We start from the raw sequence: 25460 nt of genomic DNA, 5'->3' as shown, positions 1-25460 counted from the left end.
ATGAAGATCAGGGATTCTTTTTTTAAAGAGACATTAAAGCAATTTAAAAGCATTGCTCCTAATTCTAATAGAAAGCTAGACGGCACGATCATTCCTCTCGATGAAGAATTTGAGATACCAGAAAGTGAGAGCGTTGTATGTTTCCGAGAGATACAAGACTTTCTCCAAAAGAGAGAGTGAACTGTCATTGTGCGGTTGGTCTGTGGTTGATCCTGTTATTCTAGGATTGTCAGCTGAGGAAAAGAAGAGATTAGAAGAGGAGAGAATTATTTAACATGAAATTAATGTATGTAATGTTAAAAATTATTATATATTCATTCTGTTTTGTGATATCTTTACTTTATATTAAAAGTAAAGAGGTTATTAAAATGGATAATACATTAAATTTGAGAGACTATGAGGAGTGATACAAAAACCTGATCTTAAACGCCTTGAGAGAGAAAAGACATTATTAGAACTTAGGGCAAAAAAGAAAAAGCTATTTGCATTATATTTGGATTATTTTATATGTTATTTGGTTTAGGTATTTTCCTTCAAATTAGAACGAATATAGTGAGTATGATGATCTTAATGACTTCTTTGTTGGGTATATTCATAATTGTAATGCCATATATCACTCCAAACCAACGACTAACCACAATGATATCTGATATTGAAAGGAAATTGACTTGCTGCAAAGTGAGGATTCTTTAAAAAAATAGAAGTGAGACTCTATTCAAACAACATGATTTACAATTAAAAGATATTATGACCTTAATCTATGCAAAATTCTTTTGTGTTTTGGGTTGGGATCAGTTGCATTACCTAGGTTTTTGTATTTATAGGGATAACACTGTATCTGATATCAGGAAATATGTTGGGTGATCCACAAAACAAAATAATAGTGGAAGCTGCAACTGGTGCACTGGCAGGAATTTCTCAAATTTTATTGGAGCTATTTACTTGAAAATGCATACTAATTCTATAAACTCTTTAACTGAGTTTCATAATAACATTGTTAACACACATCATTTTTTATTTTAGCAACTTTCTAATATCTCAAATAACTGATGAACATAAAAGGCAAGAGACATTGGCAAAACCTAGCTCTAAATATAAGCAATGATAAAACCACTGAGAGTAAAGTAATAATATTTTACTGCGATGGGATTAGTATAGGAATTTAGAATATTTTTTAGAAGAGATAAGCACTTACAAACATGGAATGAAATAGTATAATATCCTCATTACTTTTATGAAATGAGGGAAGTTATGGATTGGTTGGAGTTTTGGTCGTCAATAATTAAATCTTTATCCTGGCCTATTATCGTTTTAATAGCAGTTTATTGTTTGAGAAAGCCTGTTACTCAATTAATTGAGAAGATAGCTGAGTGGAAGCTCGCTTCACTTAAATATAAAGATTTTGAAGCGGTATTTAGTCAAGGCCTTCAAAAAGTCGAGTCAGAGTTAGAAGAATCTGAAATTAGCAATTATGATGCTGAGGATTTTCCAACAAATAAGGAGTCCCCTTCTAAAAATTCAAGTGATGATCTTGGCGCTTCTATTACTGTGGGTGATAATAATTCAAATCCTAAAATCAATAAGATAGCTAAGGAAGCTCCTTATTTAGCAGTAGTTATGTCCTGGCTTTTAGTTGAAGATGAATTGAATTCTGTTTTAAATAAATTAGAAGTTGACCACCTAATGCGCCAGCCCCCTATTGCTAAAATGGGTTATCTTGTGGAAAACAATTATTTGGAAAGAAGCTATTTTGATGCTTTTAGAGATTTGGCACGCTTAAGAAATGTAGCGGTTCATAATTATCAAGAAGCAAAAAATATATCTTATATAGAATCAAAAAAATATAACGATTTAACAAAGAAAATAATTAAGGGTCTCCAAAGCATAAATTTTGATTAAAGATCTTCTTCTAAAGAAGGTCTTTTTTCTTTTGAAAGGAGGTGAATGAATTGCCACGCGAATTGATAAATGCAAAGATCACACACGTTTCTTATGTAGACAAGGCTGCTAATTAAAAGCAGTTCTTTTTTATGAAATCAGAAAAAAAGCCAGACTTTCAAAAAGAGATCAAGGTCATTGCGAAGGCTGATGATGCACAGTGTCTTGTGTATGGAATTGTATATGAACCAAACGTAGCGGATGCACATGGAGATTACATGACGCCGGCGGAGATCGAAAAAGCCGCTTATGGGTTCCAGAAGGATGCACTTGAGATCGACAAGCAGCATGATTTCCAAGGCGGTGTCGGGGAAGTAGTTGAATCGTACATTGCTCTCTCTGATTTTGAAAAATGGGCGGTGAAGTTATCGAGAAAGGTCGTGGGTCCTTGTGACAAAAGCACCTGATGAAATCTGGGAACAGATTCAAAAGGGAGAGATCACCGACTACTCAATGGCCGGAACAGCGGATATAGGTAAGCAACAGCGTGAGCTCTAGCGGCGGTTTACTACTACCTGGATAAAGAAGAAAAAAACAACGGTGTTGATGGCAGCTGTGAAAAGATAGTCAGGAAATGCCTATCATGTAACTTCTAAAACTTGGACTAGATGGCATTAATCCTTAATGAAAGGAGATAGTAAATATGCCTTGGAATACGATTATTGGAGCTGGTCTATTTTGTTGTGATATCTGTAGTCATTATCACAGCAGTCGTTTTCTTTATTAAAAGAAAGAACACCAAAACATCTAATAGTGATGACTTTAAAAAGATCCGTTCATATTAATTCGGCTCTTTTTTTATATTAGCTAGTCAAAATTGCTCCCGAATAAGGCTTTACTATATCAAAACACCCTAAATTTTGCGGTTTCTTTTCGGTGTCGAAAGATTCTTAAAATGATAATATATGTCATTATAGGGAATAGCAAGGAAGGGGTAGGGTCTTATGGAGAAAGTACTTTCTTCTCATGTCGGGTTGAAAATCAATGAATGGTATTACCATATTCAAAGATTTAACGTGCCGGACGCCGAAGCATATAAAGAAGAAATAAAATCTTTGCTCGATGATATGGAGGAAAACCAGGATTTATTATTATATTTCTCTCTCATGGAATTCCGACATAAATTAATGTTGGATTATTTGAATCCATTGGAAAATGGAAAAGAGCGTGCCAACTTTAGAGAATTAGCAATGAAGATCAAAAGGGATCAAGAGAAATTAACAGGCTTACTTGATTATTATTTTAATTTTTTCTACGGTATGTATGAGTTTGAAAACTATGAATACCTCAACGCCATTACCTTCTATAAACGAGCAGAAAAAAAGTTATCTCTTGTAAGCGATGATATTGAACGTGCCGAGTTCAATTACAAGATGGCTGAAATCTATTACCACATGAAACAAAACCACATGTCCATGCACCATATAGCCCAAGCAATAGAATGTTATCGAGAAAAAGAAACTTATACTGTTAGACAGATACAATGTTCCTTTGTCATTGGATTAAATTATATTGATATGGGTTGCCCCGAAAAAGCAAAGCCTCATTTTGAACATGCACTAGAAAAAGCAACGGAAAGCGACACCAAAAGATTAGTAGGATCAGCGCTGTATAATTTGGCTTTAAGTTATTTCCACAATGATGAAATTGTTGCTTCAATAAAATATTTAAATGATTCAATCAATGCTTTTAAAGAGCGAGGATATGAGCATTTTAACAGAATACTCGATCCTTTAAGTGTGCTTGTACGGTCGTATTTTCATGAAAAGGAAAACGATTTAGGGTTATATGCTCTTAACCAGGGCATAGAATTGGCTGAAAAATTAAATGATGACGTGATGCTTAAAGTGTTCACATTTTATAAGGCGCTTTATGTCAAAGATGATTATGATAATGTCTTGAGTGATACCGAGTATTTAACCGAAAGAGGTATGTATGCAATTCTTGAAGAATTATCGAAAGATGCAGCTAGAAGGTATAAAACAGTAGGAGATAGAGACAAGGCGTCGAACTTCTATGAGAAGGTTCTTTACTTCCAACAATTAATTAAAAGGAGCGATTGCCTTTATGAAATTTAAGTCAGTAGTAGCAACCCTCATCATTATTGGCACTTTGAGCACGCTGGGTTATTTCGCTTTTTCACAAAACCACGAAGAAGCTATCAGAGGACACACATCAAGTATCGGTTATGATAAATTCCATTAGAAAAAAGCCCTTTTCGGGGCTTCTTTTTTATTTGAACATTTATTTTCATCGTTTTAAAATCCTTAATCTACAATCCTTTTTCTTTTCCCCGTTGCTCTATCGAATGATTCAAGGAAATACAAAAATGTTTTCCCTAAAGTTGTAATTGGTTAAAAAACGATAAAGTGGATTAAAGTGTCAGACTCCTTATGGTATTCTAGTAAAAGAATACGCCATAAAAGGAGTCTTTTTTATATGAAAATATTAGATGCTCCATCTTTACTATCAGCTGTCGAACAAAGATCAAAAGTCTATCAGGAGCTTCGAGACGAAATGCAGCATGTGAAAATAGCATTAAAAAGTGTGTCGGGATTAGGTGATGAATTTACTGGAAAAGGTGCAGACAATATCAAAGCCTTTTATGAGGATCTTGCGCTTTACACAGACACTTATCTTGATTTTATTGATATGCAAAAAGCTTTTTTAGATGGGGTAAAAGGAAAGCTTGATGATGAATCGTTAGGCGGGAGTACATTTATTGATGAGCATTTCTTAGACGCTCAACTGAAACAAGGCATTCAGAATAATAAAGATATGGTCAAGGAACAAAAAGAAGCCCTATCCACTATTTTTGATGACATCAGTGATCTCATAGAACTGAATGTATTTTCAAGTAAAGAGGTCAATGAACATTTAGACGATGCGAATAAAAAAAGGAAAGAGGCAATTGATGCTGTACATAAATTAGATCATGCCCTAAAAACAGAATACGCAAAATCAGAAGCGATTGAGAAACATCTTGCAACCTTTTATGCAAAAATGATGGCTGCTACAGGAAAAGGGAAAAATGCGCAGCCCATGTATTACGATTCAAAAGCATTTCATGAGACAGATGTGTACAAGAATCATGATAAAATCGATGCACAGGTGAAAGCATATTTAAAGGTGAAAAAAGAAGAAAAAGAGAAACGAAGAATCAAAGAATTGAAGGAAAAGCTCAACGATCCTTCGTGTATATCAGAGGAAAAATACTTTGAGATTGTAGACGAAATTGGATATGAGAATCTTTCTTACGATCAAAAAATGTATTACAGCCAGCTTCTCCAGATCAAAGCGCAGGAAGAAGCATCAGAGGGGTTTATTGATGTTGTAAAAGGAGCAGCAGTTGGTCTATATGATGTGGCCAAAGATACAGTAGTTGGCATCTATGATCTTGTGACAGATCCTGGAGGTGCCGTTGAATCGGTCGTAACGGCAGTTTCACATCCAATTGAAACATCGAAAGCGATTGGAAAGTCAATTTCAGACTCATTCCAAAAAGAAGTCATCGATGGTGATGCATATTCTCGATCTCACTGGTTCGCCTATGCAACTGGTTCTCTAGCAGAAATCGTCTTTGGTTCTAAAGGGGCAGGTGCCATTACAAAAACGGGGACAACAGCAGCCAAAACGACGGTGAAGAAAGGCCTTGAGCAAGGAGCAAAATCATTAGACAGAGTTTCTATTCCGAATCTATTGCCATACTCACCAAAGTTTCAAATGGCTGGCGGCCCGAAGCTGCCGTATAACGTGTTTGACGGAGAAAATCTCAAAAATAAACTCCTCTCTATGGCAAAACGCCTAGATAACAATTCAGGATACGGTATCTCTAAAACAGGCAGACGATTACCGGCACCAAAATCACCACCGACTGTTGTCAGTTACGGAGATCATTATGTGAGATGGAAACGTAAAAAAGTATTAAAACCAAATGTTGTTTATTCAACAAAGCAAGGCTACACCTACACAACCGACCACTACGGACGTATTGTCAAAGTCGAAGCAAGTGATTTAAAATACGGAGAGGTTAAAAGAAACCAATATGCCCAATCCAATTCAGGAAAGCCGGATCGATTATTAGATGATGATGGAGGTCATTTAATTGCGTCTATTTTTAAAGGATCAGGCGATATTGATAACCTACTTCCAATGAATTCACAGATTAATCGAAGCGGCGGGAAATGGTACACCATGGAGCAACGGTGGTTGAAAGCCTTGAATTCAAATCCACCTAAACAAGTAGCAGTGAGCATTGAACCTATCTATAAGGGAGATTCATTACGACCTGTTAGTTTCTCTGTGGAGTATAAAATTGGAGAACGTTATTCTCAAGTATTTATTAAGAATCAACCTGGAGGTTAAAACCCAATGGAAGAATTAGAAATAAATTATAAAAAAATAGCAGAATCAATTAATGAATTAATACCATGTGATTGGGATAAAGTTTGGATGTATGCAGAAATACTTGATGATTCGGCTGAGATAGTGTTTTATTTTAAAGAACAAAATGGAAATGAATATGTTAATGGACATCAAATTCCTCATAAATATAGTGTAAGTAAGTCAACATACATCCACTTATTATACGAACTTAGTGAAATTTTTGAAGCATTGAAAAAGGCATATATACAAAATGATTTAGGTGCTTGGACAACAGCTACCCTACAATTAGATTATAAAGAGAAATTCTCTATTGAGTATGGATATGATGATGTTTATTCATTAGGCATAGACAATGTGCAAAGAATCGCAGTTTGGGAATATGAAACGTTCGGATTTTTACCCGACGATGAAGAAGATAAAGAAGCCGTATTAAATTATTTAAAAAATAAAGAAGATAACTAACGCACAATACCCTCCAATTTAAGGAGGGTATTTCTCATATATGTTTCATAAAACCTCATTTCCATTATCTAAACCGATAAACCGTCACCTCACAATCACCCAGCACCTCTTCAATCATCTCTTCCACAATCGTCCAATCGCCGCCAGCCAATCCGCAGCCGATCCCGTATGGAATGGCGATGGACGTTTGTTTTTTCTCTTCAGGTGATTGTGTCACTGTATCCTTTAGATGTTGAAAGCAGCTGCGTAAGGCATCGTAGTCTGTTTGCTTTCTTGTTCTTCCGTATCCAGCTTGGGCAAATAAGTTGGCAATTGTTTTTCCGTCTTTTGTTGTGATGAGTTGAACGGAGCTTAACAAGTCATCTCCTTGTTCTGTACATAACTGTTTATAATCTTTGAACACATTCGGATATTTGCTTTTGATCTGTTTTGCTAATCCAGCTCCCATGACTCCTTTACAGTTCACTTGGTGACAAATGATGTCTTCGCTTGCCTCTAATATATTGCCGTCTACCGTTTTGATCATATGCAGTAACCCCTTTTTGATAAAATGCAAACTTATGTTCTATTATAACAGTTTTGTTCCTGTGATTTAATAGCCTTTGATGAGTTTTTAGTTAGTACACGATGTTCAGGTGACAGCAAAGTGACAAACATGTCATATGATTCCATGGTTTGTTCGTTCGATCGATGGAGGCAGACATCTCATTTCAATTATCCTTATCGTAAATCAAGTAAAAAGGGATGAAATGAGATGCGGGGACTTAATGAAGATTTATTTAGGCGGGTGAATGAGCTCAGTATCGATTATGGTTACTTGAATCCAATATTTATTGGACTAGCTGAATATACAGTGCTGCTGGCAGCGCTCGTGTGTCTGTTCGTATGGTTTCAAAATCGCAGCAGGTACAATAGGGCGATGGTCGTTTCTGCCGGACTGACCTTCGTACTCGCCGAGTTACTTGGGAAAATCGCTGGGGTGTTTTATTTTAATCAGCAGCCCTTTGCAGAAATGAGCCACGTCAATCTTTTGATTCAAAAGGAAGTGAATAACTCGTTTCCGAGTGATCATACCATCTTTATTTTTTCGATTTGTGTGATCTTTTGGCTGTTTCATAAACGCCATTTTTATTGGCTGATCATTGCGTGTACTGTTGGTTTTTCAAGGATTTGGGTAGGTGTTCATTATCCATTTGATGTCTTAGCAGGAGCTGCTATAGCGTGTTTAACAGCCGTCGCCGTTGTATATTTGCCGATATGCCAAAAGAGCGTTGATGCCCTTTTGTCATGTTATGAATGGCTTGAACAAAAATTGGTAGGGAAGAGAACAAAATAATATTGTTGCAGCAAAATACCCCGATCTGCTAACGCTGAGATCGGGGTACTGTTTATTTTCGCCAAAACGTTGAACAATCCGCTTTGTCTTCGATATTAAATTCGATGATTTTTTTTAGGAGAGGATAATCAACTGACAAGCTTTCTTTCATGCGAAACAGATTTTTCCCATGATCGTACCCAGCTTGTACAATGTCAGCTGAAAATTGATCAATTCCTTTTGCTTCTGGTGCGACAGAAATGTGATGTTTTGCCACGCTAAACCCAATAATAAATGTGCCGTGATTTGTGAACATGGGCTGATTCCAAGCAATTCTTGGCTCTAATTGAGGGAATGTGTCTTCTACCCATTGTAAGATGTCTTGAGTGCGCTGCTTCAGCTCTGGGTTACCGATTTTGCTGATATATTCTTCAAACACATGCATGATATTTTATCCTCCCAATCCATCTACCTCATAAGCCTCAGACGGGATTCGAACCCGCACTCCTTTCGTAAGCATAGGCTAGGGGCAACACGCTTCCCTACGGAATTTCACCGACAGGAATTTCACCTGTCTCAGCTCATGTGCTTTTCGGTGCTTCTGAAACCCTTGCCTTGCGACCCGCCAGCTACAATTTGTTTTACGCCGCTCTTCCCTTCTAGAGCTACTGAGGCGTGTAAGTGATTGATCATATTATATATAGAAATTGGATAAATGAAAAGCTGCTATGAACCATCATAAGATTAGAAAGGCTTCGGCATTGCGCTTTTTTCATTTCATCTCAAGATGTTTATTTTTAAAAAAGGCGGAATTTTTTCGCAAATATCATTGACTAGGAGAAAGAAACGCACTTTCAATGGAAACGGTTATTGAAGATTCAAGTGATTCATATTAAAATGATGTCAAATGGACTAATTAGCAATTGCTAATAGAAGTTCCATATTTAGTGAAATATGTGTTGCAGCTGAAGGTGATTGGGGGTGTAGAATGAGCAAAGTTCCTGTTGCGGAATTGGCATCACTATTAAATGACTGGAACATGGAAATCAAAAAAGATCATGCAGATGAGGCAGAACGGTTATTTGCCAAAGCGAAACAAGCGGTAGAGGAAATTGATGATGCGGATATCCTCATATACTATTCTCTTCTTGAGAAGAGACATCACATTCTGATGTACAATTTAAGAGGGCAAAAGGGCAATGTTTCAACGAAAAGCATAGAGGGTCATTATGGAAAAAAAGAAGATGACCTGTCTAACCGTCTTGCCTATTATTTTGATTTTTATGAGGGTGTGTATGAGCAGCATCAAGGTAATTATGAGGTTGCATTGCAGATGTATCAAAGTGCTGAAAAGCTCTTAGATAAAATTCCAAGTGAGATAGAACGTGCTGATTTCGATTTTAAAGTGGCATGGCTTTATTACCGTCTCAGTCATATCATGCTCTCATTAAGCTATATCCGCAGAGCGCTGCACGTCTATAAGCGGCACAAGCAGTATGAAAGAAGAACGGCCCTTTCATACTCTCTTATAGCAGCGAATCTAACGGAGATCGGCCGGTATGAAGAGGCGCTTGAGAATTATCGTCTGGCAGAAGAAGTTTTGACAAGCGAGCAGGATGATTTTATGCTGGCTCAGCTTCATCACAATGTGGCCATTTTATATTCATTTTGGAATAAACCGAAGGAATCGATACGTCATCTTGAAAAAGCACTGTCCCATCAAGAGTATTATGATTCAGATTTCTTTTTCCATTCTACGTATCTGATCAGCCGGGAACTCTGTGTGATTGGTGAAAAGCAGCGTGCAAGCCAATATATAGAGGCTGCATATGCCAGAATAAAAGATGCTTCTCATGAAGTGTTTCAGCTAAAAATAGGCATCGTACATGATCTTTACTTAACGCATGCGCCACAAAGATTTCAGCAAATTGATGAGAAATTAAGAAAGTTAGAAGAAAAGAATGAATATCATGAAGTAAAAGAGCTATCACAATTTGCAGCAAAATATTGTGAAAAGCAAGCACTTTATGAGCAGTCTGTTTTTTACTTGAACAAAAGTTTAGAAGCGGATTTACATATGAAAAGAATGGGGTTGATTTAAGATGAAAACAGGATTAAAAGTATTATTCGTTGTCGGTTTAGCGGTCGCTGCGACTGTTCTATCGCAAAACGTTGCGGGTTCATTCGAAGTTGCAGAAAAAATCATTGGTGGTTAATATCTTTTTCTCTCGCCCTTGTTGATGATCGTCAGCAAGGGTTTTTTGTGTTTTAATAGGCTCTTCTTATTAAACGCTGCAAGAACGTTTAATAAGAAGAATTCGCAACAAAGGGGGTGTGCAAATTTATTACCTGCTCCATTATTCTAAATAAACATAGGGCAGAGCAACAAGTTAAAAAGGTCACTTTTCTTTGCTTAATTTAATTTTTTGCAGGACTTTTCATTCAAATTTTATCAAATTGGTCTAATGTACATAGAAGGAAAGAAAAAGCAGGAGCACCGCCCATCCGTCATGCATATGATGAGATAAGGTCTGATTCGAAGGCAGGTGATTGTATGTATCCACGGGTTTATGGTGGTTTTCATGGAGGCGGTTTTAGCGGAGGTGGGGCACATATTGGGCCGGTTGGTTCCCATATCGGCTTTGGCGGGTATTATTTGAGCCCTGGTGTATTCTCTGGCTTAGGCGGTTTTCCCGGGTACGGAGGATTCGGGACATTTTCTGGATATCCATATGGTTCAACGTTCATCATGGGACGCCCTCCTGGTTTTTATGTCAGGAGTTATTAGTGTAAGATCACAATAATTGAAATAGCCATCTAAAGAGAGGCTATTTCAATTGGTGAAAGTGCTTCAATCCAGCAGTTATCACAATGATGCCTAGAATGATGATCGGCAGCCATATGATGATAAACGGATCGTAACGATCTGTGTATGCAGCAATAGCTGCACCTAGGCAGTAGAAGACAATAGAGCCTATTCGCATCAAGCTTACATGTTGGATAGGAGCCTTTCTTTTTTCCCGGTATGATATACGCTGGGCTGCATCTTCAAATAGGTTAGCAAGTGTACTTGTGAGAACGGTTGTGGAAATGCCAGCAACATTCAATTTACGAGCGGCTGCTGTCTGCATGCCCATGGCCATACTTAAAAGGATGATCAGCATAAAGTAAGCACCTTGTGTATAAGGGAAAATGGTCATGAGAGCAAATAGAAGCAAAATCATCACTTCTATGATAAAAATGCGTGTCACGGCTTTTGGCCAAAACGCTTTCTCATGCTTCCCGCCTACCACAACTGCAAGTAAAACCCCTAAAACGAACCCACTTAGAGCAATGATGGAATGAAGGGCTGTTAACTTCAAGGAACTTCCTGCTGCAATGCCAAGCAGCACAATATTACCTGTCATATTGGCTGTAAACACATGCCCAAGGCTTAAATAGCCAATCACATCCACAATTCCTGCGGAAAGACATAAGAAAATCAAAGCTGTATTTCGAAATGAATGTGCGGTCAAAATAGTCATCCCTTTCTTTCTCTCTAATGAATAAGTGTAACGCTTCATGACCGCAAATGTCCATCTGATGAGATGGTCACATGTGTGCAAGCTGATGTAAGACTTGTCTAAAAGCATCATCATTCACAAGGTGCCTCATGCGGCGGAACGGATCGCCCTTTTCCTTTAAACGCTCTATCACAGCCGGCATCGTAAAAAGAGAAGGATGAAGCTCATCATGATAGAGTTCGTCCCATTCAAGGGGTGTCGCAACAAGTCCAAGCTCATTTCCTCTTGGAGAATACGGAGCGATGATTGTTTTCCCAGCATCGTGCTGAATGTAGTCTAAATACAAGCGATTGCCGCGTTTTTTCTTAAGACGTTCCAGAGTAAAAAGATCCGGTGCTTGCTCACATAAAAATTGGCATATGAACGTGGTGAATTGTCTTGTTTCTTCGTATGTGAAGGCGTTTTTCTTTAAAGGAATATAGACTTGAAGCCCTTTACCTCCGCTTGTTTTAATAAAGGCTGTGAGAAAAAGCCCGTCTAAAAGCGCTTTGATTCGTTTAGCAGCTTCTATGGCTAGATGAAACTCATTTACAGATGGCGGGTCTAGATCAAAGACGATTTCTGTCGGTCGATCCGTATCTCTTGTCTCAAAAGGGATATGAAATTCCATCGCCAGCTGGTTGCCAAGCCAAAGAAGCGTACGAGGATCATTACAGACCGTATAAGAAATATCATCAACTTCATCTGTTAAAACAAAATCCGGCGCATAATCAGGTGTCGACTTTTGATAAAAGAATTCGTCTCCAGTGCCATGCGGATACCGAATTAAAGTAAGACGCCTTTCACGTAAAAAGGGCAAAAGGTAGGGAGCCGCTTGTCTTAAATAAAGTAAGTAATCTGCCTTGTTTAGTTGAAGAGCCGGGACAATCGGTTTTTCAGGGTGGGTGACGTCTATAGCAGCAGGGAGCGGATACAGCTGTTTGAGCATTTGCTGAAATGTACATGCTGCTGGATCAGCATCTAGTAAAAAGGAAGAAAAACGCGGCTCTCTTAACGCCGATCCATCAAAGGATATACAAGCAATGCTGGCAACGATAGAAGGAGGGATTTCGTATAATGATCCTCCTGTTAACTGGCCTTTTGTCTGAAATAGTGTACGCAGCGTTTGTTCTTCTTCTTTAGAAAAACCATGCTTGAATTGGACAACCTCGATGAGAGCCGAATCTTGATAAATGGAACCTTGAAAATAGCCATTTTCTTTGTCAAAACGGGTGACAATGACAGAGACATACCGCCAGTTTTTCATTTTCAGCCATTCTTTTGAACGAGTATTGTCATGCCATTTACTCATCTTTTTTTTCGCTACTAGTCCTTCTGCTAAATACGTTGTCATCACGTTTTTCATGTATTCAGAGTCTGGGTCTGTATGAATGACCTGCAAAAGGGAAGGGTGCTCAAGTTGAACTGATGAGGGGAGCTTTGCTTCTTGGAATAATTGCTGCAGCTGATTTTTTCTTTCCATCAACGGTGAATCAACGAGAGGTTTCCCTTTGCAGCTTAATAGATCGAATGCAATGAAATGACATGGAAATCGTTCAGCCTGTCTTTGGATGGCTTCTTTGTTTTTCAGCCTGCCTCTTTGCTGAACTTTCGCAAACTCGCTTTGCTGTTCACTCAGTAAAAAGACCAATTCTCCGTCAAGTGTCAGCGGTAAAAAAGGAGCAAATTGTTCTCTTAATTGTTCGCATTGATCCATCACTTCAGGAAATTGCTTATTTAGCCGTTTTCCGGTCCTGCTTTCTAAACGAATCCCGTCTTCTTCCCATACAAGAATAGCCCGAAAGCCATCATATTTTAATTCATACACCCAGTCTGCACCGGCAGGTATATCATGTGCAGGTGTTAATCGCATAGGTTTCATTGTGCATGTCACTTCCTTATATCATGTGTTCTTAGAGTGGGATGAAATTTTCATTCACATACATAAGTCTGATGAAAACATTACATAGTAAGGAGAAAAGAACGGAGGAATCGCGATGCATACAGTATGGAAAGGCGGCATTAGTTTCGGATTGGTCAATATTCCAGTCAAGCTGTTTACCGCTACAGAGAACAAAGACATTAAATTAAGACAGCTGCATAAAGAGTGTCACACGCCCATTAACTACAAGAAAGTATGTGCCAATTGCGGTGAAGAAGTAGCGCCAGAACAAATTGTGAAGGCGTATGAATATGCGAAAAATAAATTTATTGAATTGGACGATGAAGAACTGGAAAAGCTGCGAAAAGAAAATGAAGAAAAAGCCGTTGAAATCATTGATTTTGTAAAGATTGAGGAGATTGATCCAATCTATTACGAAAGAAGTTACTTCTTATCACCGGATACCGGCGGAGCGAAGGCTTATTCATTATTAAGAAAAGCTTTAGAGGAATCGGGGAAAATTGGTGTCGCAAAAATTATGATCCGCTCAAAGGAGCAATTAGCAATCGTAAGGTGCTATGAACATATTTTGCTGATGGAAACCATTCATTTCCCTGACGAAATTAGACAAGTATCAGATGTGCCGAATATCCCCCAAGAGGAGAACATTGTCAAGAAAGAGTTAGATACAGCACTCCTTTTAATCGAGCAGCTGACCACGACATTCGATCCAGCAGCATATCAAGATGAATACAGAGAACAGCTGATGAATTTAATTGGCGATAAAATATCTGGAGAACATACCGTTCAGCCAGAAACGACAGGCAAAAAAGATCCTGCAGCCAATGTGACAGATTTAATGGCCGCACTACAGGCTTCGATCGACCGATCAAAACCAGCCAAAGCGAAAAAAGCAGCGCCTAAGAAAAGAAAAACACCAGCGAAAAAAGAAAAGAATGCATAAAACAAGACCGCTGACAAGCGGTCTTATTGCGGCTTTAACACGTCCTGAATCGTCCCGTCTTTTCGGTGAATGACAACGGAAGTTCCTTTATTAGCTGAAATCTCCTTTGCCCGGTCAATTGCTTCTTGTTTTGTTTCTTTGACCTCACTTGCTCGTTTCGCTTTCTCTGTTTGAATCGCCCAGCCTTCCTCGTGTTTCACTACATGCTGCGCATGATCCATGAGCTCTGGTCTTGCGGAGCTGCTGCTCTCTGAAGGTTTGACAGAACCATGAGATGAAAAATTCTCTACCTCTTTCTCCGTTGCGTTCTTTTTCCACTCTTTCGCTTGACTGATTGCAATGGGAATGGCTCTATTTTCCTCATAGCCTTCCTGAATCATTTTATTGGCAATCTCAAGCGCTTTTTTTCGAATGACGTTGTCTAATGATTGAAATGAAGCTGGATAATCGTTCATCGTCCAAGGCATATGAACCGCTCCTTTCTTTTATTTGAACACCTTCCCCCATCTGTAATGGATCAAACATACAAGTTCTCTCAAACTAATGTTGGAGATAAAATACATCGTTTTGCTGAAGCAGAATCTCATCAATTCCCGCAGAATAGAAGGTAGAAAAGGAGTGATTTTGATGATGATAAAAGGACTGTATGAAGCACATTTACCTGTGAGTGACTTGAAGACATCTATTGCGTTTTATGAAAAATTGGGATTGACGCTTGCTCATGAGAATGAAAGAGTAGCCTTTTTATGGATTGAGAAAGGAAAGAGCTGGCTTGGCATATGGAAGGCAGATATGTCCACTATTCCATATCACGTAGCAACTCGACATGTAGCCTTCCAAATTAAAACATCCAGCATCGAACAGATCAAAGCCTGGCTGATAGAAAAAGGGATCAGCATTCACCCAATGTTTGGTTTTCCAGAAGAAAAGCAGCCTTTAGTTCTCGATAATCCGCCGCAATTTCATGCAGCGATCTATTTTCTTGACCCAGATGAGAATCTGCTTGAATGCATGGCCCCGCTTGAACTTGATACAGAAGAAAACTACGATATCATGGCATATGAGGACTGGGATCGAAAGAAAAATCCGTTTATTGATTGACAAAATCACTCATTGTAACTATATTGATTACAACGGTGGTGAAAGATTGTGAAACAAATTAGCAGCAGGTATCCGATTGCTGTTCATATTGTGTCATTTATTGCAGGTGTTCAAAAAGAGTGTACAGGTGATTTTATTGCAGAGAGCGTGAATTCAAATCCAGCCATTGTTCGAAAAATGATGGCAATGCTCAAACGGGCGGGTCTCATTGAAATTCGCCGCGGAGTAGGCGGTGCTTATTTAAAAAGACCGGCTGAGGACATCACGCTGTTAGATGTGTACCGTGCTGTAGATGTAAGCGAGGATGAAGAATTATTTAACTTTCATCAGCCCGTCATCGCATGCCCGATTGGTCAAGCGATGGATACGAGACTGCGTCATGAACTAAAAGAAGCACAAGCTGCACTTGAGAATCACCTAAAGCAAGTGACAATTCAGCAATTATTAACAGAGGCGGAATAAAAAAGCTCGTACTTTAGAGCTTTTTTTACACCTTTGTTGTAACCATTTCGGTTATAACGAATGCACATCACCGTTGAACGAAAAATGAGGAGGTCAACAAATGAAATTATTAGTAACAGGCGCAACGGGACAACTTGGATCGCTCGTCGTCAAGCATTTGCTCACAAAAGTACCGGCTGAACAAATTTCAGTCAGTGTTCGAAATCCGCAAAAAGCAGCACATTTGAAGGATGCAGGGGTGGATGTACGCCATGGAGATTTTACTCAGCCAGACACCCTGACATCAGCATTTAAGGGCATTGATCGTCTGTTGATCATTTCAACAGCGGATGGTGACCGCGTCGAGCAGCATAAAGCAGCAATTGAAGCGGCGAAAGCAGCAAATGTGAGGTTTATTGCTTATACAAGTGTTGTCAATGCAAGAGAGAGTCAGCTTGTCCTTGCAAATGACCATGCCAAAACAGAAGAAGCCATTTTGGCCTCTGGCATTCCTCATGTATTTTTAAGAAACAACTGGTATGTTGAAAACGAAAAAGATACGATTCTGGCGTCAGTCAGCGGCGCACCATTTTTAAGCCCTATTGGCGAAGGAAAGGTTGGCTGGGCAACAAGAAATGACTACGCAGAAGCGGCAGCAAATGCGTTAACACTTCCCGTACATGATCAGGAGATATATGAACTGTCAGGACCTCTTCGGACGCATAGTGAACTTGCACAAATTGTTAGTAAGGTGAGTGGAAAAGAAATCAAAGTAGAAAAAATAGATGTAGACACATTTGGAGACTTTTTAGCTTCAAATGGTGTACCAAAAGAAGCAGTGCCATTTGTCAAAGCCATTCAAAGCGGCATACGCGATGGTGCTTTAGCTGTCGAAAGCCAAGATTTCGAAACATTACTAGGCCGGCCGTTAACACCTATTGAAGAGAGAATTCGTGAATTGATTTCAGAATAAACAACAATAACGCCCTATGAAAAGGGCGTTTTTTCCATCCAAAAAGCTCACGCCAGTTTTAAAAAATCATCTTGCCACTAGGTGAATGGACATAGTAAGATGACGACATACAAGATGAACTGCTCATCTACTGCTGATGTAAAGGAAGCTGCTAATGGAAATGAAGACAACTGCTCAAACGAAATCAATTGCACTGCCGCTTGTGATTTCAATTATTGCCATTTCGTTTTCTGCAATCATTGTGAAATGGTCAAATGCACCTGCTGCTATTTTAAGTATGTATCGAATGATTTTTGCGGCGGCTCTCATGCTGCCGTTTATCTTGCCAAGAAAAGAAGAATTTCTCTCGATAAAGCGCAGAGACTGGTTTTTCTTATGTATGTCAGGCTTCTTTTTAGGACTCCATTTTGTGTTATGGTTTGGCTCACTGAAGCTGACGACAGTGGCAAGCTCTACCATTATTATCGCCCTTCAGCCAATGGTCTCCTTATTAGGCGGATTCCTCATTTTCCGTGAACGAACGACGATGTCTGCTCTATTGACGATGTGTGCAGCGATTGTTGGTGCCCTCATGATAGGCTGGGGAGATATTGGTCATAGCAAGGAAGCCATCTTAGGAGATCTTTTATCCTTTTTGAGTGTGATCGCTGTTGTTTGTTATTTGTTAATAGGCCAACAGGCTGTAAGAAAAATATCTCATTGGATTTATAGTTTTTGTGTATTTGGTTTTGCCGGTCTTTTTTTAATTTTATTCAACCTGCTTCAGCAAACTCCATTTATAGGCTATCCGGGTAAAGAGTGGGGAATCTTTTTATTGCTCGCCATTATTCCCACGATGTCTCATGTCATTAATAATTGGCTATTAACTTATGTTAATGCGACTACCATTTCAATGAGTATTCTAGGTGAACCTGTTGGGGCAACGATCCTTGCTGTATGGCTGCTTGGAGAGAAAGTCACGCTGCTTCAAATGCTTGGCGGTCTGCTTGTTCTTTTAGGCGTCTTTTTCTTTTTGATGCAGCAGCGTCAAGGTATCGTGATGAAAACAAAAAAATCCGGTTAACTTCCGGATTTTTTACTCTTTTAAATCGTTTTTTTCAATTACTTTGTTTAATCTTGCCTCGATTTTTTTCAATTCCATTCGTTTTCTTCTGATCATGCGAAACGCGATGACAATGATTGTCACAATAAAGGCAATGAATATAAGAGAGAACACTTGAAATAGAAGATCTCCCATGTTGAATGCCACATTCTCTCCATTAGACATACGTAAAACCTCCTTTTCTACCTATATATTACCATAATCAATAAAAGATTGAGATTTATCCATAATTTATCTATAATAGGTAAAATATCACTCATTAAAGGAGAACCAATATGAGAACTTTAGTCCTTTTACGAGGTCTCCCAGGCGTAGGTAAATCAACATGGATCAAAGAACAAGGCTTAGAGCCTTACACTTTATCAGCGGATCAAATCCGGCTGTTAACTCAGCCGCCGCAGCTATCAGTCAATGGGAAACTAGACATTTCAAGCAAGCATGACCACAAAGTTTGGTCTTTATTATTCGATCTACTCACAGCCCGTATGGAGCGCGGAGACTTTACTGTGATTGATGCGACACATATTTCAAGTAAATCGATTTCTCAATATAAGTCTTTAGCGACATCTTATCGTTACAGGGTGTATGTCGTCGATTTCACGCAGGTCCCCCTTGAAACAGCTCTTTTGCAAAATCGCTCACGTGAATCTCACAAAGTGGTGCGGGAATCTGTTTTGTATCAAATGAACGAGCGGTTAAAAACAGAAAAGGTCCCATCATGGGTGACTGTTTTGCAGCCGGAGGATTATCCGCAAGTGATGACTTATCAGCCTCGATCCTTTGATCAATATGAGGCCATTCATGTTTTCGGAGATATTCACGGTTGTTACACCGCACTTACCACCTATTTGCAAGGAGACATCAAAGAAAACGAACTTTATATCTTTGCAGGTGACTTGCTTGATAGAGGAATAGAAAACAAAGAAGTATTAGAATGGATGCTCGCCCATAGGGAATGCCGGAATGTCATCGTCATTGAAGGCAATCATGATCAGCATTTATACCGGTTTGCACATGGTGAAAAAGTCAGAAGCAATATGTTTAATCGTCATACTGTGCCTGAAATTGAAGCAGCAAACTTTGATTTGAAGGAAGTACGAAAGTTTGTCAGAACCTTTCATCAGCTTACTTATTTTACGTACCATGATCAGACATTTCTTGTTACACATGGCGGGCTTGCTCATTTGCCAGAAGAACTTCTGCATGTCTCAACACAGCAGCTCATTCACGGCGTAGGAGAATATTCAGATGATATTGATCACTTATTTGTACAAAATACGGCTGGGCTGGATATCATCCAAATTCACGGGCATCGCAATTTATACAGACTGCCTATTCACGCAGCGGAAAGGTCTTATAACCTAGAAGGTCAGGTTGAATTTGGGGGGCAGCTGCGGGTGTTGAAAATCACACCTGACGGGATTGAGACTCATGAAATCGACAATCCAGTCTACAGAGCGTCTGAGAAAAAACAATCGGCTGCTGTTCAGCCAGATATTTCACTGGATGATTTTTTAGCTCATTTAGATCAGCATGAATACGTACAGGAATTAAAGCTTCCGCACCATATTTCATCTTTTAATTTTACGAAAAAGGCTTTTAGTGAACGGCAGTGGGATGATGTGAATGTGAAAGCAAGAGGTTTGTTTGTCAATATGGTTTCTAAGCAGATTGTGTCTAGAAGCTACAATAAATTTTTTAACATTGATGAGCGTCCGGAGACAAGAATGCAGCATTTAGTGAACCATCTTCAATTCCCTGTCACCGTATATGATAAAGCAAATGGATACTTAGGAACTGTTGGGTATAATGAAATGGAAGATGAATTGGTGTTTACATCCAAATCCTATACATCACATGTGAAACAAAATCAGCATGCTTCATGGGTCGAAGAGCTATTTAATAAGACCTTCAGTGACGTGCAGGCTGATTACATTAAATCATATGTCCGTGACCACCATGTATCTCTTGTGTTTGAAGTCATTTTGCCAAAAAAAGATCCGCATATTATCACATATGAACAAGATCAACTCATTTTACTTGATATTGTGAAGCGGCAGTTAAGCTATGAAAAAGCACCATTCGCTGAAGTGAAAAGATTAAGTGAACAGCTTGGAATATCCTGCAAGCAGGAAGTGGCTGTTTTCCATGATTGGACGTCTTTTTATAAATGGTATCAGGCTGTCTCTCATGATAATACAATTAAAGAAGAGGGGTATGTCATTGAGGATGATCAAGGCTTTATGACAAAACTCAAGCTCCCTTATTATCAATTCTGGAAGCAGATGCGCGGGATGAAGCAGCGCGTTGCAGAGAAGCGTACCTCGCAAAAATATATGCAGGCTTTGCAGACAGCGGAGCAAGCAAGATTTTATACATGGCTTCTTGAGCAAGAAGCAGATCATGTGAGGAATAGCTCAATTATTGAACTGCGATCACAATTTGAACAAAGCGGTACTGTCCAATTGAATAATGATGAAATAAATGCATAGTCTAACAAAGAGTCTTTTCTAAGGAAAAGGCTTTTTTTGATGCAATTGAAAGGTGGATACTTGCATGTCTGACCATATTGAAGTCATTCTTCGGACGATGTTTGCTTTTGCGATTTTATTTGGAGGAGCACGTCTTTTAGGGAAACAAACCATTGCGCAAATGAATATTTTTGATTTTATAGCAGCCATCAGCTTAGGTTCAATTGCAGCGAACCTGGCGTTTAATACAACGCTCCCGCTTCAGCACACAACGATTTCCTTTGTGTCACTTGTCATGATTATTTATGTGATTTCCCTGCTTGCATTAAGAAGCCGGAAGATAAGAGGGTTGATGGCGGGTAAACCAACACTTGTCATACAAAATGGAAAAATTCTTGAAGGAAATATGAAAGGGATGAGATATACCCTTGATTATTTAAATCAGCAGCTGAGAGAAAAAGACATCTTTGATATTAGCGAAGTTGAATTTGCAATGATTGAAACAGATGGGCATATGTCAGTGAAAAAATACCCTTCGTTTGAAAAAGTCACGCGGAAGGACCTTCATTTATTCATGGAGGCAGAGCGTTACATGCCGATTGAAGTCATCATGGACGGGAAACTCATCCAAAAAAACATACAAGAAAATCAATTAACAGAGCAATGGATAGAAGAAGAGCTGAAAAAAAGGCAGCTGTCCTTAAAGGACATTGTTTATGCTGTCCGTTCAAGTAATGGCAGCTTATATATTGATACATATGACGACCATATTCATTCTCCAATCGATCAGGAATGAATGTGTAGTGCTGATGACACCTGCATGACACACATTTGACAATCTTTATAAGTCCTTTGGATGTCATGCGACTAGGTATCATTTCTCAATTATTATTATTTTCAGAAAATGTAGTGACGGAGTAAAATAAGTATGTTTAAGTATAAATAGATGAAATTAGAATATTAATATAATATACCACAAGCGGAATGAACGTTCATTCCTACGTTTTAAAAGGAGGGGATGAAATGCCAGCAGTGACTGATAAACAAGAACAGATCATGAAGGCTTCGCTGGAACTATTTATTGAACGAGGCTTTGATGGCACCACAATGCCGATGATTTCAAAAAGAGCAAACGTCGGAGCGGGCACCATTTACCGTTATTTCGACAGCAAGGAGGCACTCGTCAATATTTTGTACCAGCGCAGCCTCTCGGCATTTATCGAAAAAATGAACACAAACAGTCCAGATCCAAAGTTAAGTATTCGGGCGTACTTTAAGCATGTATTTTATTGCTTAGTTTTATTTACAAAGGAGAATCCAAGCGGGCTGTATTTTTTAGAGATAGATAAACGGTCCCATTACTTAGACGAGACGAGCAAAGAGAAAATGCAGCATTTGTTACATGAGCTATTCCTTATCTTTGAAGAAGGAAAAAAGGATGGGATTCACCCAAACCTCTCAGGCAGAACCATTTTATCTATTGTATTTGGTGCTTTTGTGCAGCTGCATAAACAAATTCTTGCAGAAGAAATAGAGCCAACGATTGAATTTTTGGAGGAAATTGAGCAATGTTTATGGCGTGCCATCAGCGTTGCATCTTAAAAGAAATAAAGGGAGTGGGCATATGAAGCAAACATCAATCATTCCAAAACCAAAAACATACGGACCTTTTAAAAATATTCCCCATATAAAAAAGGGGGAGCTTGCTCAAACCTTTTGGCGGCTGGCAGATGAATTAGGGCCGATCTTTCAGTTTGAATTTTCAAATGCAACAAGTATTTTTGTTTCCAGCCATGAACTTGTCAAAGAAGTATGTGACGAAAGCCGTTTTGATAAATTTATTGGAACTAGTCTGAGTAAAGTAAGAGCATTTGCAGGGGACGGACTATTTACAAGCTGGACAGAAGAACCGAACTGGAGAAAGGCTCATCAAATTTTGATGCCTGCATTCAGCCAGCAGGCCATGAAGGGCTATCATGAGATGATGCTCGATATTGCCACACAGCTTGTGCAAAAATGGCAAAGAACAGGCCGCGATGAAGAAATTGAAGTAGCTGAGGATATGACAAAGCTGACTTTAGATACGATCGGCCTTTGCGGTTTTGATTTTCGCTTTAACAGCTTTTATAAAGAAAATCAGCATCCGTTTATCGACAGCATGCTGAAAGGCTTAAATGAAGCAATGGAGCAGTCTAGTCGATTGCCAATTGCAGATAAACTCATGATCAAAAGAAGAAAAGAATTTGACCAGCATGTCGATTTTATGAAGCAATTAGTAGATGACATTATTCAGGAACGAAGAAAACAAGATAAAGCGGGCGATGATTTACTGTCTCTTATGCTGCATGCAGAGGACCCTGAAACAGGTGAACGTTTATCCGATGAAAATATCCGTTATCAAATCATCACCTTCTTAATTGCAGGCCACGAAACAACAAGCGGGCTGCTATCATTTGCGATTTATTTCTTACTGAAGAATCCAGAGAAATTAAAGAAAGCCGTCCAAGAAGCAGATGAGGTACTGCAGGGCGGGCTTCCGGCATTTAAACAGGTGCAAAAGCTAAGCTACACTCGTATGGTGTTAAATGAAGCTCTCCGCCTCTGGCCAACAGCGCCTACGTTCTCTCTTTATGCGAAAGAGGACACAGTAATCGGGGGAAAATATCCGATTCAAAAAAATCAAAGTGTCTCTGTTCTGCTCCCTAAATTACACCGTGATCCAGCGGTATGGGGCGAGGATGCTGAAGAATTTAAACCAGAGCGGTTTACACATCCTGAGAAAATCCCGCAGCATGCCTACAAGCCTTTTGGGAATGGACAGCGTGCATGTATCGGTATGCAGTTCGCCCTGCATGAAGCTACGATGGTTCTCGCGATGGTTCTGCACAATTTAGAGTTAATTGATCACACATCTTATGAGCTTGATTTAAAAGAATCTCTCACAATTAAACCTAACGATTTTAAAATCAAAGTGCGGCCAAGGAACCAGCAATTCTTTATGGCACCACCGAAAGAAGAATCTAAGAAAAGCACCAAATCTCATGAGTCAAAAGTGGCGAGTCACGGTACACCGCTGCTAGTTTTATACGGATCAAATCTTGGTACGGCGAAGCAAATAGCGAACGAATTGGCTGAAGATGGGAAAGCAAAAGGGTTTGATGTGACCACTGCGCCGCTTGATGACTTTACACGCCAATTGCCAAATACAGGTGCTGTCTTCATCGTGACCGCTTCATACAACGGACATCCGCCTGACAATGCGAAGCAATTTGTGGATTGGCTGGCGCAGGATGAAGAGCAGGATTTATCAAACGTGACATTTGCTGTCTTTGGATGCGGAGATCGAAATTGGGCGAGTACGTACCAGCGGATCCCCCGTCTAATTGATGAAGCTCTAGAAAGAAAAGGAGCCAAACGTGTAGCTGATTTAGGAGAAGGTGATGCAGGCGGTGATATGGATGAGGATAAAGAAATCTTCCAGAAAACAGTCTTCGAACAGCTTGCAAAAGAATTTAAGCTCACCTTCCAAGAAAAGGGGAAGGAAAAACCAAACCTATCAGTTTCTTATACGAATGAGCTAGTGGAGCGTCCTGTAGCTAAAATATATGATGCCTTTTCAGCTGTTGTATTGAAAAATGAAGAATTACAATCAGAAACAAGCACGCGGCAGACAAGACATATTGAACTGAAATTGCCTGCTGGCAAAGCATACAAAGAAGGGGATCATATCGGGATTGTGCCGAAAAATAGTGATGCACTCGTTGAGCGTGTGACCCGCCGCTTTAAACTAGATCCAGAGCAGCGCATTAAGCTCTCATCTGATAAAGAGGCAAGTCATTTACCATTAGATCAGCCGATTCCAATCAAAGAATTACTTGCCTCGCATGTTGAGCTTCAAGATCCTGCGACACGTACACAGCTAAGAGAGCTTGCAGCACATACGGTATGTCCGCCTCACCGCGTAGAACTTGAACAAATGGCTGGTGAAGCATATCAAGAAGCCATCTTAAAGAAACGAGTAACCATGCTGGATTTATTAGATCAATATGAAGCGTGTGAGCTGCCATTTGTACACTTTTTGGCGCTTTTACCAGGTTTGAAGCCGCGTTATTATTCGATCTCTAGCTCGCCAAAGGTAGATGAAGAAAAAGTCAGTATCACAGTGGCAGTTGTCAAAGGTAAAGCATGGAGCGGCAGCGGAGAATATGCCGGAGTCGCATCAACCTATTTATGTGGTCTGAAAGAAGGGGAAGAAGTAGCCTGCTTCCTGCATGAAGCACAAGACGGATTCCAGCTGCCCCCTTCATCAGACATACCGATGATTATGATTGGACCAGGTACAGGAATCGCTCCATTTAGAGGATTTGTTCAGGCAAGAGAAGTGTGGCAGAAGGAAGGGAAGCAGCTAGGCGAAGCCCACCTATATTTTGGCTGCCGTCACCCTCAGGAAGATGATCTGTATTTTGATGAAATGAAGCTTGCAGCGCAAAACGGCATTGTCCATATCCATCGTGCTTATTCTCGTTACGATGAGCAAAAAGTATATGTCCAGCATTTGTTGAAAGAAGACGGCGGCATGCTGATCGAATTGCTTGATCAAGGTGCTTATCTGTACGTGTGCGGAGACGGAAAAGTCATGGCTCCAGATGTAGAGGCTACACTGATCGATCTTTATCAAAACGAGAAACAATGCTCGAGAGAAACAGCTGAAAATTGGCTGACAGCCCTCGCAAATGACAATAGATATGTAAAAGATGTGTGGAGCTGAAAAAGAGGAAAGACCGCCTATTAGGCGGTTTTTTCTGTTCTCATAGAAAGAGATCGATAGAATGAAGGTTGGGAAGATACAAAACACCTAATTTGGAAATGAAATATTTTGTAAA

At 39.4% G+C, this 25460-nt stretch carries 22 protein-coding genes and 1 pseudogene; 17 read left to right on the top strand and 6 right to left on the bottom strand.

What is annotated here, in order from left to right; all coding sequences use genetic code 11:
• From JJ692_RS19315 to JJ692_RS12490, 6 genes and pseudogenes are all read left to right on the top strand, one after another.
• Entirely contained in the window at positions 1–180 is a 180-nt protein-coding gene (locus JJ692_RS19315) for a hypothetical protein (protein WP_206534480.1), read from the top strand.
• A gap of 1071 nt (positions 181–1251) precedes the next feature.
• Positions 1252–1899 (top strand): hypothetical protein, encoded by a 648-nt coding sequence (locus JJ692_RS12510; RefSeq protein ID WP_087978145.1) that lies wholly within the window; start codon positions 1252–1254, stop codon positions 1897–1899.
• A 50-nt stretch (positions 1900–1949) separates the two neighbouring features.
• Positions 1950–2427, top strand: a pseudogene (locus JJ692_RS12505) (XkdF-like putative serine protease domain-containing protein); the annotation flags it as partial.
• 455 nt (positions 2428–2882) lie between these two features.
• On the top strand, positions 2883–4016 hold the full coding sequence (locus tag JJ692_RS12500) for a response regulator aspartate phosphatase (RefSeq protein ID WP_206533834.1): 1134 nt from the start codon (positions 2883–2885) through the stop codon (positions 4014–4016).
• Between the two features lie 361 nt (positions 4017–4377).
• Complete coding sequence (locus JJ692_RS12495) at positions 4378–6303, top strand: T7SS effector LXG polymorphic toxin (protein WP_206533833.1); 1926 nt, start codon at positions 4378–4380, stop codon at positions 6301–6303.
• 6 nt (positions 6304–6309) lie between these two features.
• A complete protein-coding gene (locus JJ692_RS12490) occupies positions 6310–6786 on the top strand; it encodes a TIGR01741 family protein (protein WP_206533832.1) in 477 nt (158 codons plus the stop codon).
• Between the two features lie 64 nt (positions 6787–6850).
• Here the strand turns inward: JJ692_RS12490 and JJ692_RS12485 are convergent, their stop codons facing one another.
• Complete coding sequence (locus JJ692_RS12485) at positions 6851–7312, bottom strand: macro domain-containing protein (RefSeq protein ID WP_024425107.1); 462 nt, start codon at positions 7310–7312, stop codon at positions 6851–6853.
• Between the two features lie 228 nt (positions 7313–7540).
• Between JJ692_RS12485 and JJ692_RS12480 the strand changes: the two genes are divergently transcribed.
• Positions 7541–8122 (top strand): undecaprenyl-diphosphatase, encoded by a 582-nt coding sequence (locus JJ692_RS12480; protein ID WP_206533831.1) that lies wholly within the window; start codon positions 7541–7543, stop codon positions 8120–8122.
• A gap of 52 nt (positions 8123–8174) precedes the next feature.
• Here the strand turns inward: JJ692_RS12480 and JJ692_RS12475 are convergent, their stop codons facing one another.
• Positions 8175–8546, bottom strand: a complete 372-nt coding sequence (locus JJ692_RS12475) for an iron chaperone (RefSeq protein WP_206533830.1) — start codon at positions 8544–8546, stop codon at positions 8175–8177.
• A 543-nt stretch (positions 8547–9089) separates the two neighbouring features.
• Here JJ692_RS12475 and JJ692_RS12470 point away from each other — a divergent pair.
• Entirely contained in the window at positions 9090–10202 is a 1113-nt protein-coding gene (locus tag JJ692_RS12470) for a response regulator aspartate phosphatase (protein ID WP_039178848.1), read from the top strand.
• 727 nt (positions 10203–10929) lie between these two features.
• Here JJ692_RS12470 and JJ692_RS12465 read toward each other — a convergent pair.
• Positions 10930–11625, bottom strand: a complete 696-nt coding sequence (locus JJ692_RS12465; RefSeq protein WP_133744056.1) for a YoaK family protein — start codon at positions 11623–11625, stop codon at positions 10930–10932.
• 67 nt (positions 11626–11692) lie between these two features.
• A complete protein-coding gene (locus JJ692_RS12460; RefSeq protein WP_103132501.1) occupies positions 11693–13525 on the bottom strand; it encodes a DNA ligase D in 1833 nt (610 codons plus the stop codon).
• 115 nt (positions 13526–13640) lie between these two features.
• Here JJ692_RS12460 and ku point away from each other — a divergent pair, with 115 nt between their 5' ends.
• Entirely contained in the window at positions 13641–14489 is an 849-nt protein-coding gene (gene ku / locus JJ692_RS12455) for a non-homologous end joining protein Ku (protein ID WP_024425113.1), read from the top strand.
• A gap of 23 nt (positions 14490–14512) precedes the next feature.
• Here ku and JJ692_RS12450 read toward each other — a convergent pair whose 3' ends face one another.
• Complete coding sequence (locus JJ692_RS12450) at positions 14513–14956, bottom strand: DUF2188 domain-containing protein (RefSeq protein WP_041109183.1); 444 nt, start codon at positions 14954–14956, stop codon at positions 14513–14515.
• A 160-nt stretch (positions 14957–15116) separates the two neighbouring features.
• Between JJ692_RS12450 and JJ692_RS12445 the strand changes: the two genes are divergently transcribed.
• The 4 genes from JJ692_RS12445 to JJ692_RS12430 all read left to right on the top strand — a co-directional run bounded on the left by JJ692_RS12445 (position 15117) and on the right by JJ692_RS12430 (position 18067).
• Positions 15117–15590, top strand: coding sequence for a VOC family protein (locus tag JJ692_RS12445; protein ID WP_052503034.1), 474 nt, complete (start codon positions 15117–15119; stop codon positions 15588–15590).
• A 48-nt stretch (positions 15591–15638) separates the two neighbouring features.
• Positions 15639–16052, top strand: coding sequence for an Rrf2 family transcriptional regulator (locus JJ692_RS12440; protein ID WP_103132500.1), 414 nt, complete (start codon positions 15639–15641; stop codon positions 16050–16052).
• 100 nt (positions 16053–16152) lie between these two features.
• Positions 16153–17004, top strand: a complete 852-nt coding sequence (locus JJ692_RS12435; protein WP_103132499.1) for an SDR family oxidoreductase — start codon at positions 16153–16155, stop codon at positions 17002–17004.
• Between the two features lie 154 nt (positions 17005–17158).
• Positions 17159–18067 carry a DMT family transporter gene (locus JJ692_RS12430; protein WP_103132498.1) on the top strand — a complete coding sequence of 303 codons (909 nt, stop codon included), beginning with the start codon at positions 17159–17161 and terminating at the stop codon, positions 18065–18067.
• Positions 18068–18079: 12 nt separating this feature from the next.
• Here JJ692_RS12430 and JJ692_RS12425 read toward each other — a convergent pair whose 3' ends face one another.
• Positions 18080–18271, bottom strand: a complete 192-nt coding sequence (locus JJ692_RS12425; protein WP_044335590.1) for a TIGR00366 family protein — start codon at positions 18269–18271, stop codon at positions 18080–18082.
• Positions 18272–18381: 110 nt separating this feature from the next.
• On the opposite strand from JJ692_RS12425, the gene JJ692_RS12420 reads away from it, so the two are divergent.
• The 4 genes from JJ692_RS12420 (at position 18382) to JJ692_RS12405 (ending at position 25345) form a co-directional block, all read left to right on the top strand.
• The gene (locus JJ692_RS12420; RefSeq protein ID WP_024425120.1) at positions 18382–20598 is read left to right on the top strand and encodes an RNA ligase; all 2217 of its coding nucleotides are present in this window, start codon (positions 18382–18384) and stop codon (positions 20596–20598) included.
• Positions 20599–20662: 64 nt separating this feature from the next.
• Positions 20663–21373, top strand: a complete 711-nt coding sequence (locus tag JJ692_RS12415) for a DUF421 domain-containing protein (protein ID WP_044335586.1) — start codon at positions 20663–20665, stop codon at positions 21371–21373.
• Between the two features lie 227 nt (positions 21374–21600).
• Positions 21601–22179, top strand: a complete 579-nt coding sequence (locus tag JJ692_RS12410) for a TetR/AcrR family transcriptional regulator (protein WP_041109214.1) — start codon at positions 21601–21603, stop codon at positions 22177–22179.
• Positions 22180–22201: 22 nt separating this feature from the next.
• Positions 22202–25345, top strand: a complete 3144-nt coding sequence (locus tag JJ692_RS12405; RefSeq protein ID WP_103132496.1) for a bifunctional cytochrome P450/NADPH--P450 reductase — start codon at positions 22202–22204, stop codon at positions 25343–25345.
• Positions 25346–25460 lie beyond the last annotated feature (115 nt).

The organism is Bacillus sp. 3a, assembly GCF_017161885.1.
Lineage (GTDB): Bacteria > Bacillota > Bacilli > Bacillales > Bacillaceae > Bacillus > Bacillus safensis.
Note: the sequence above shows the minus strand (reverse complement) of the source record. Positions and strands in the feature narration are given on the sequence as shown.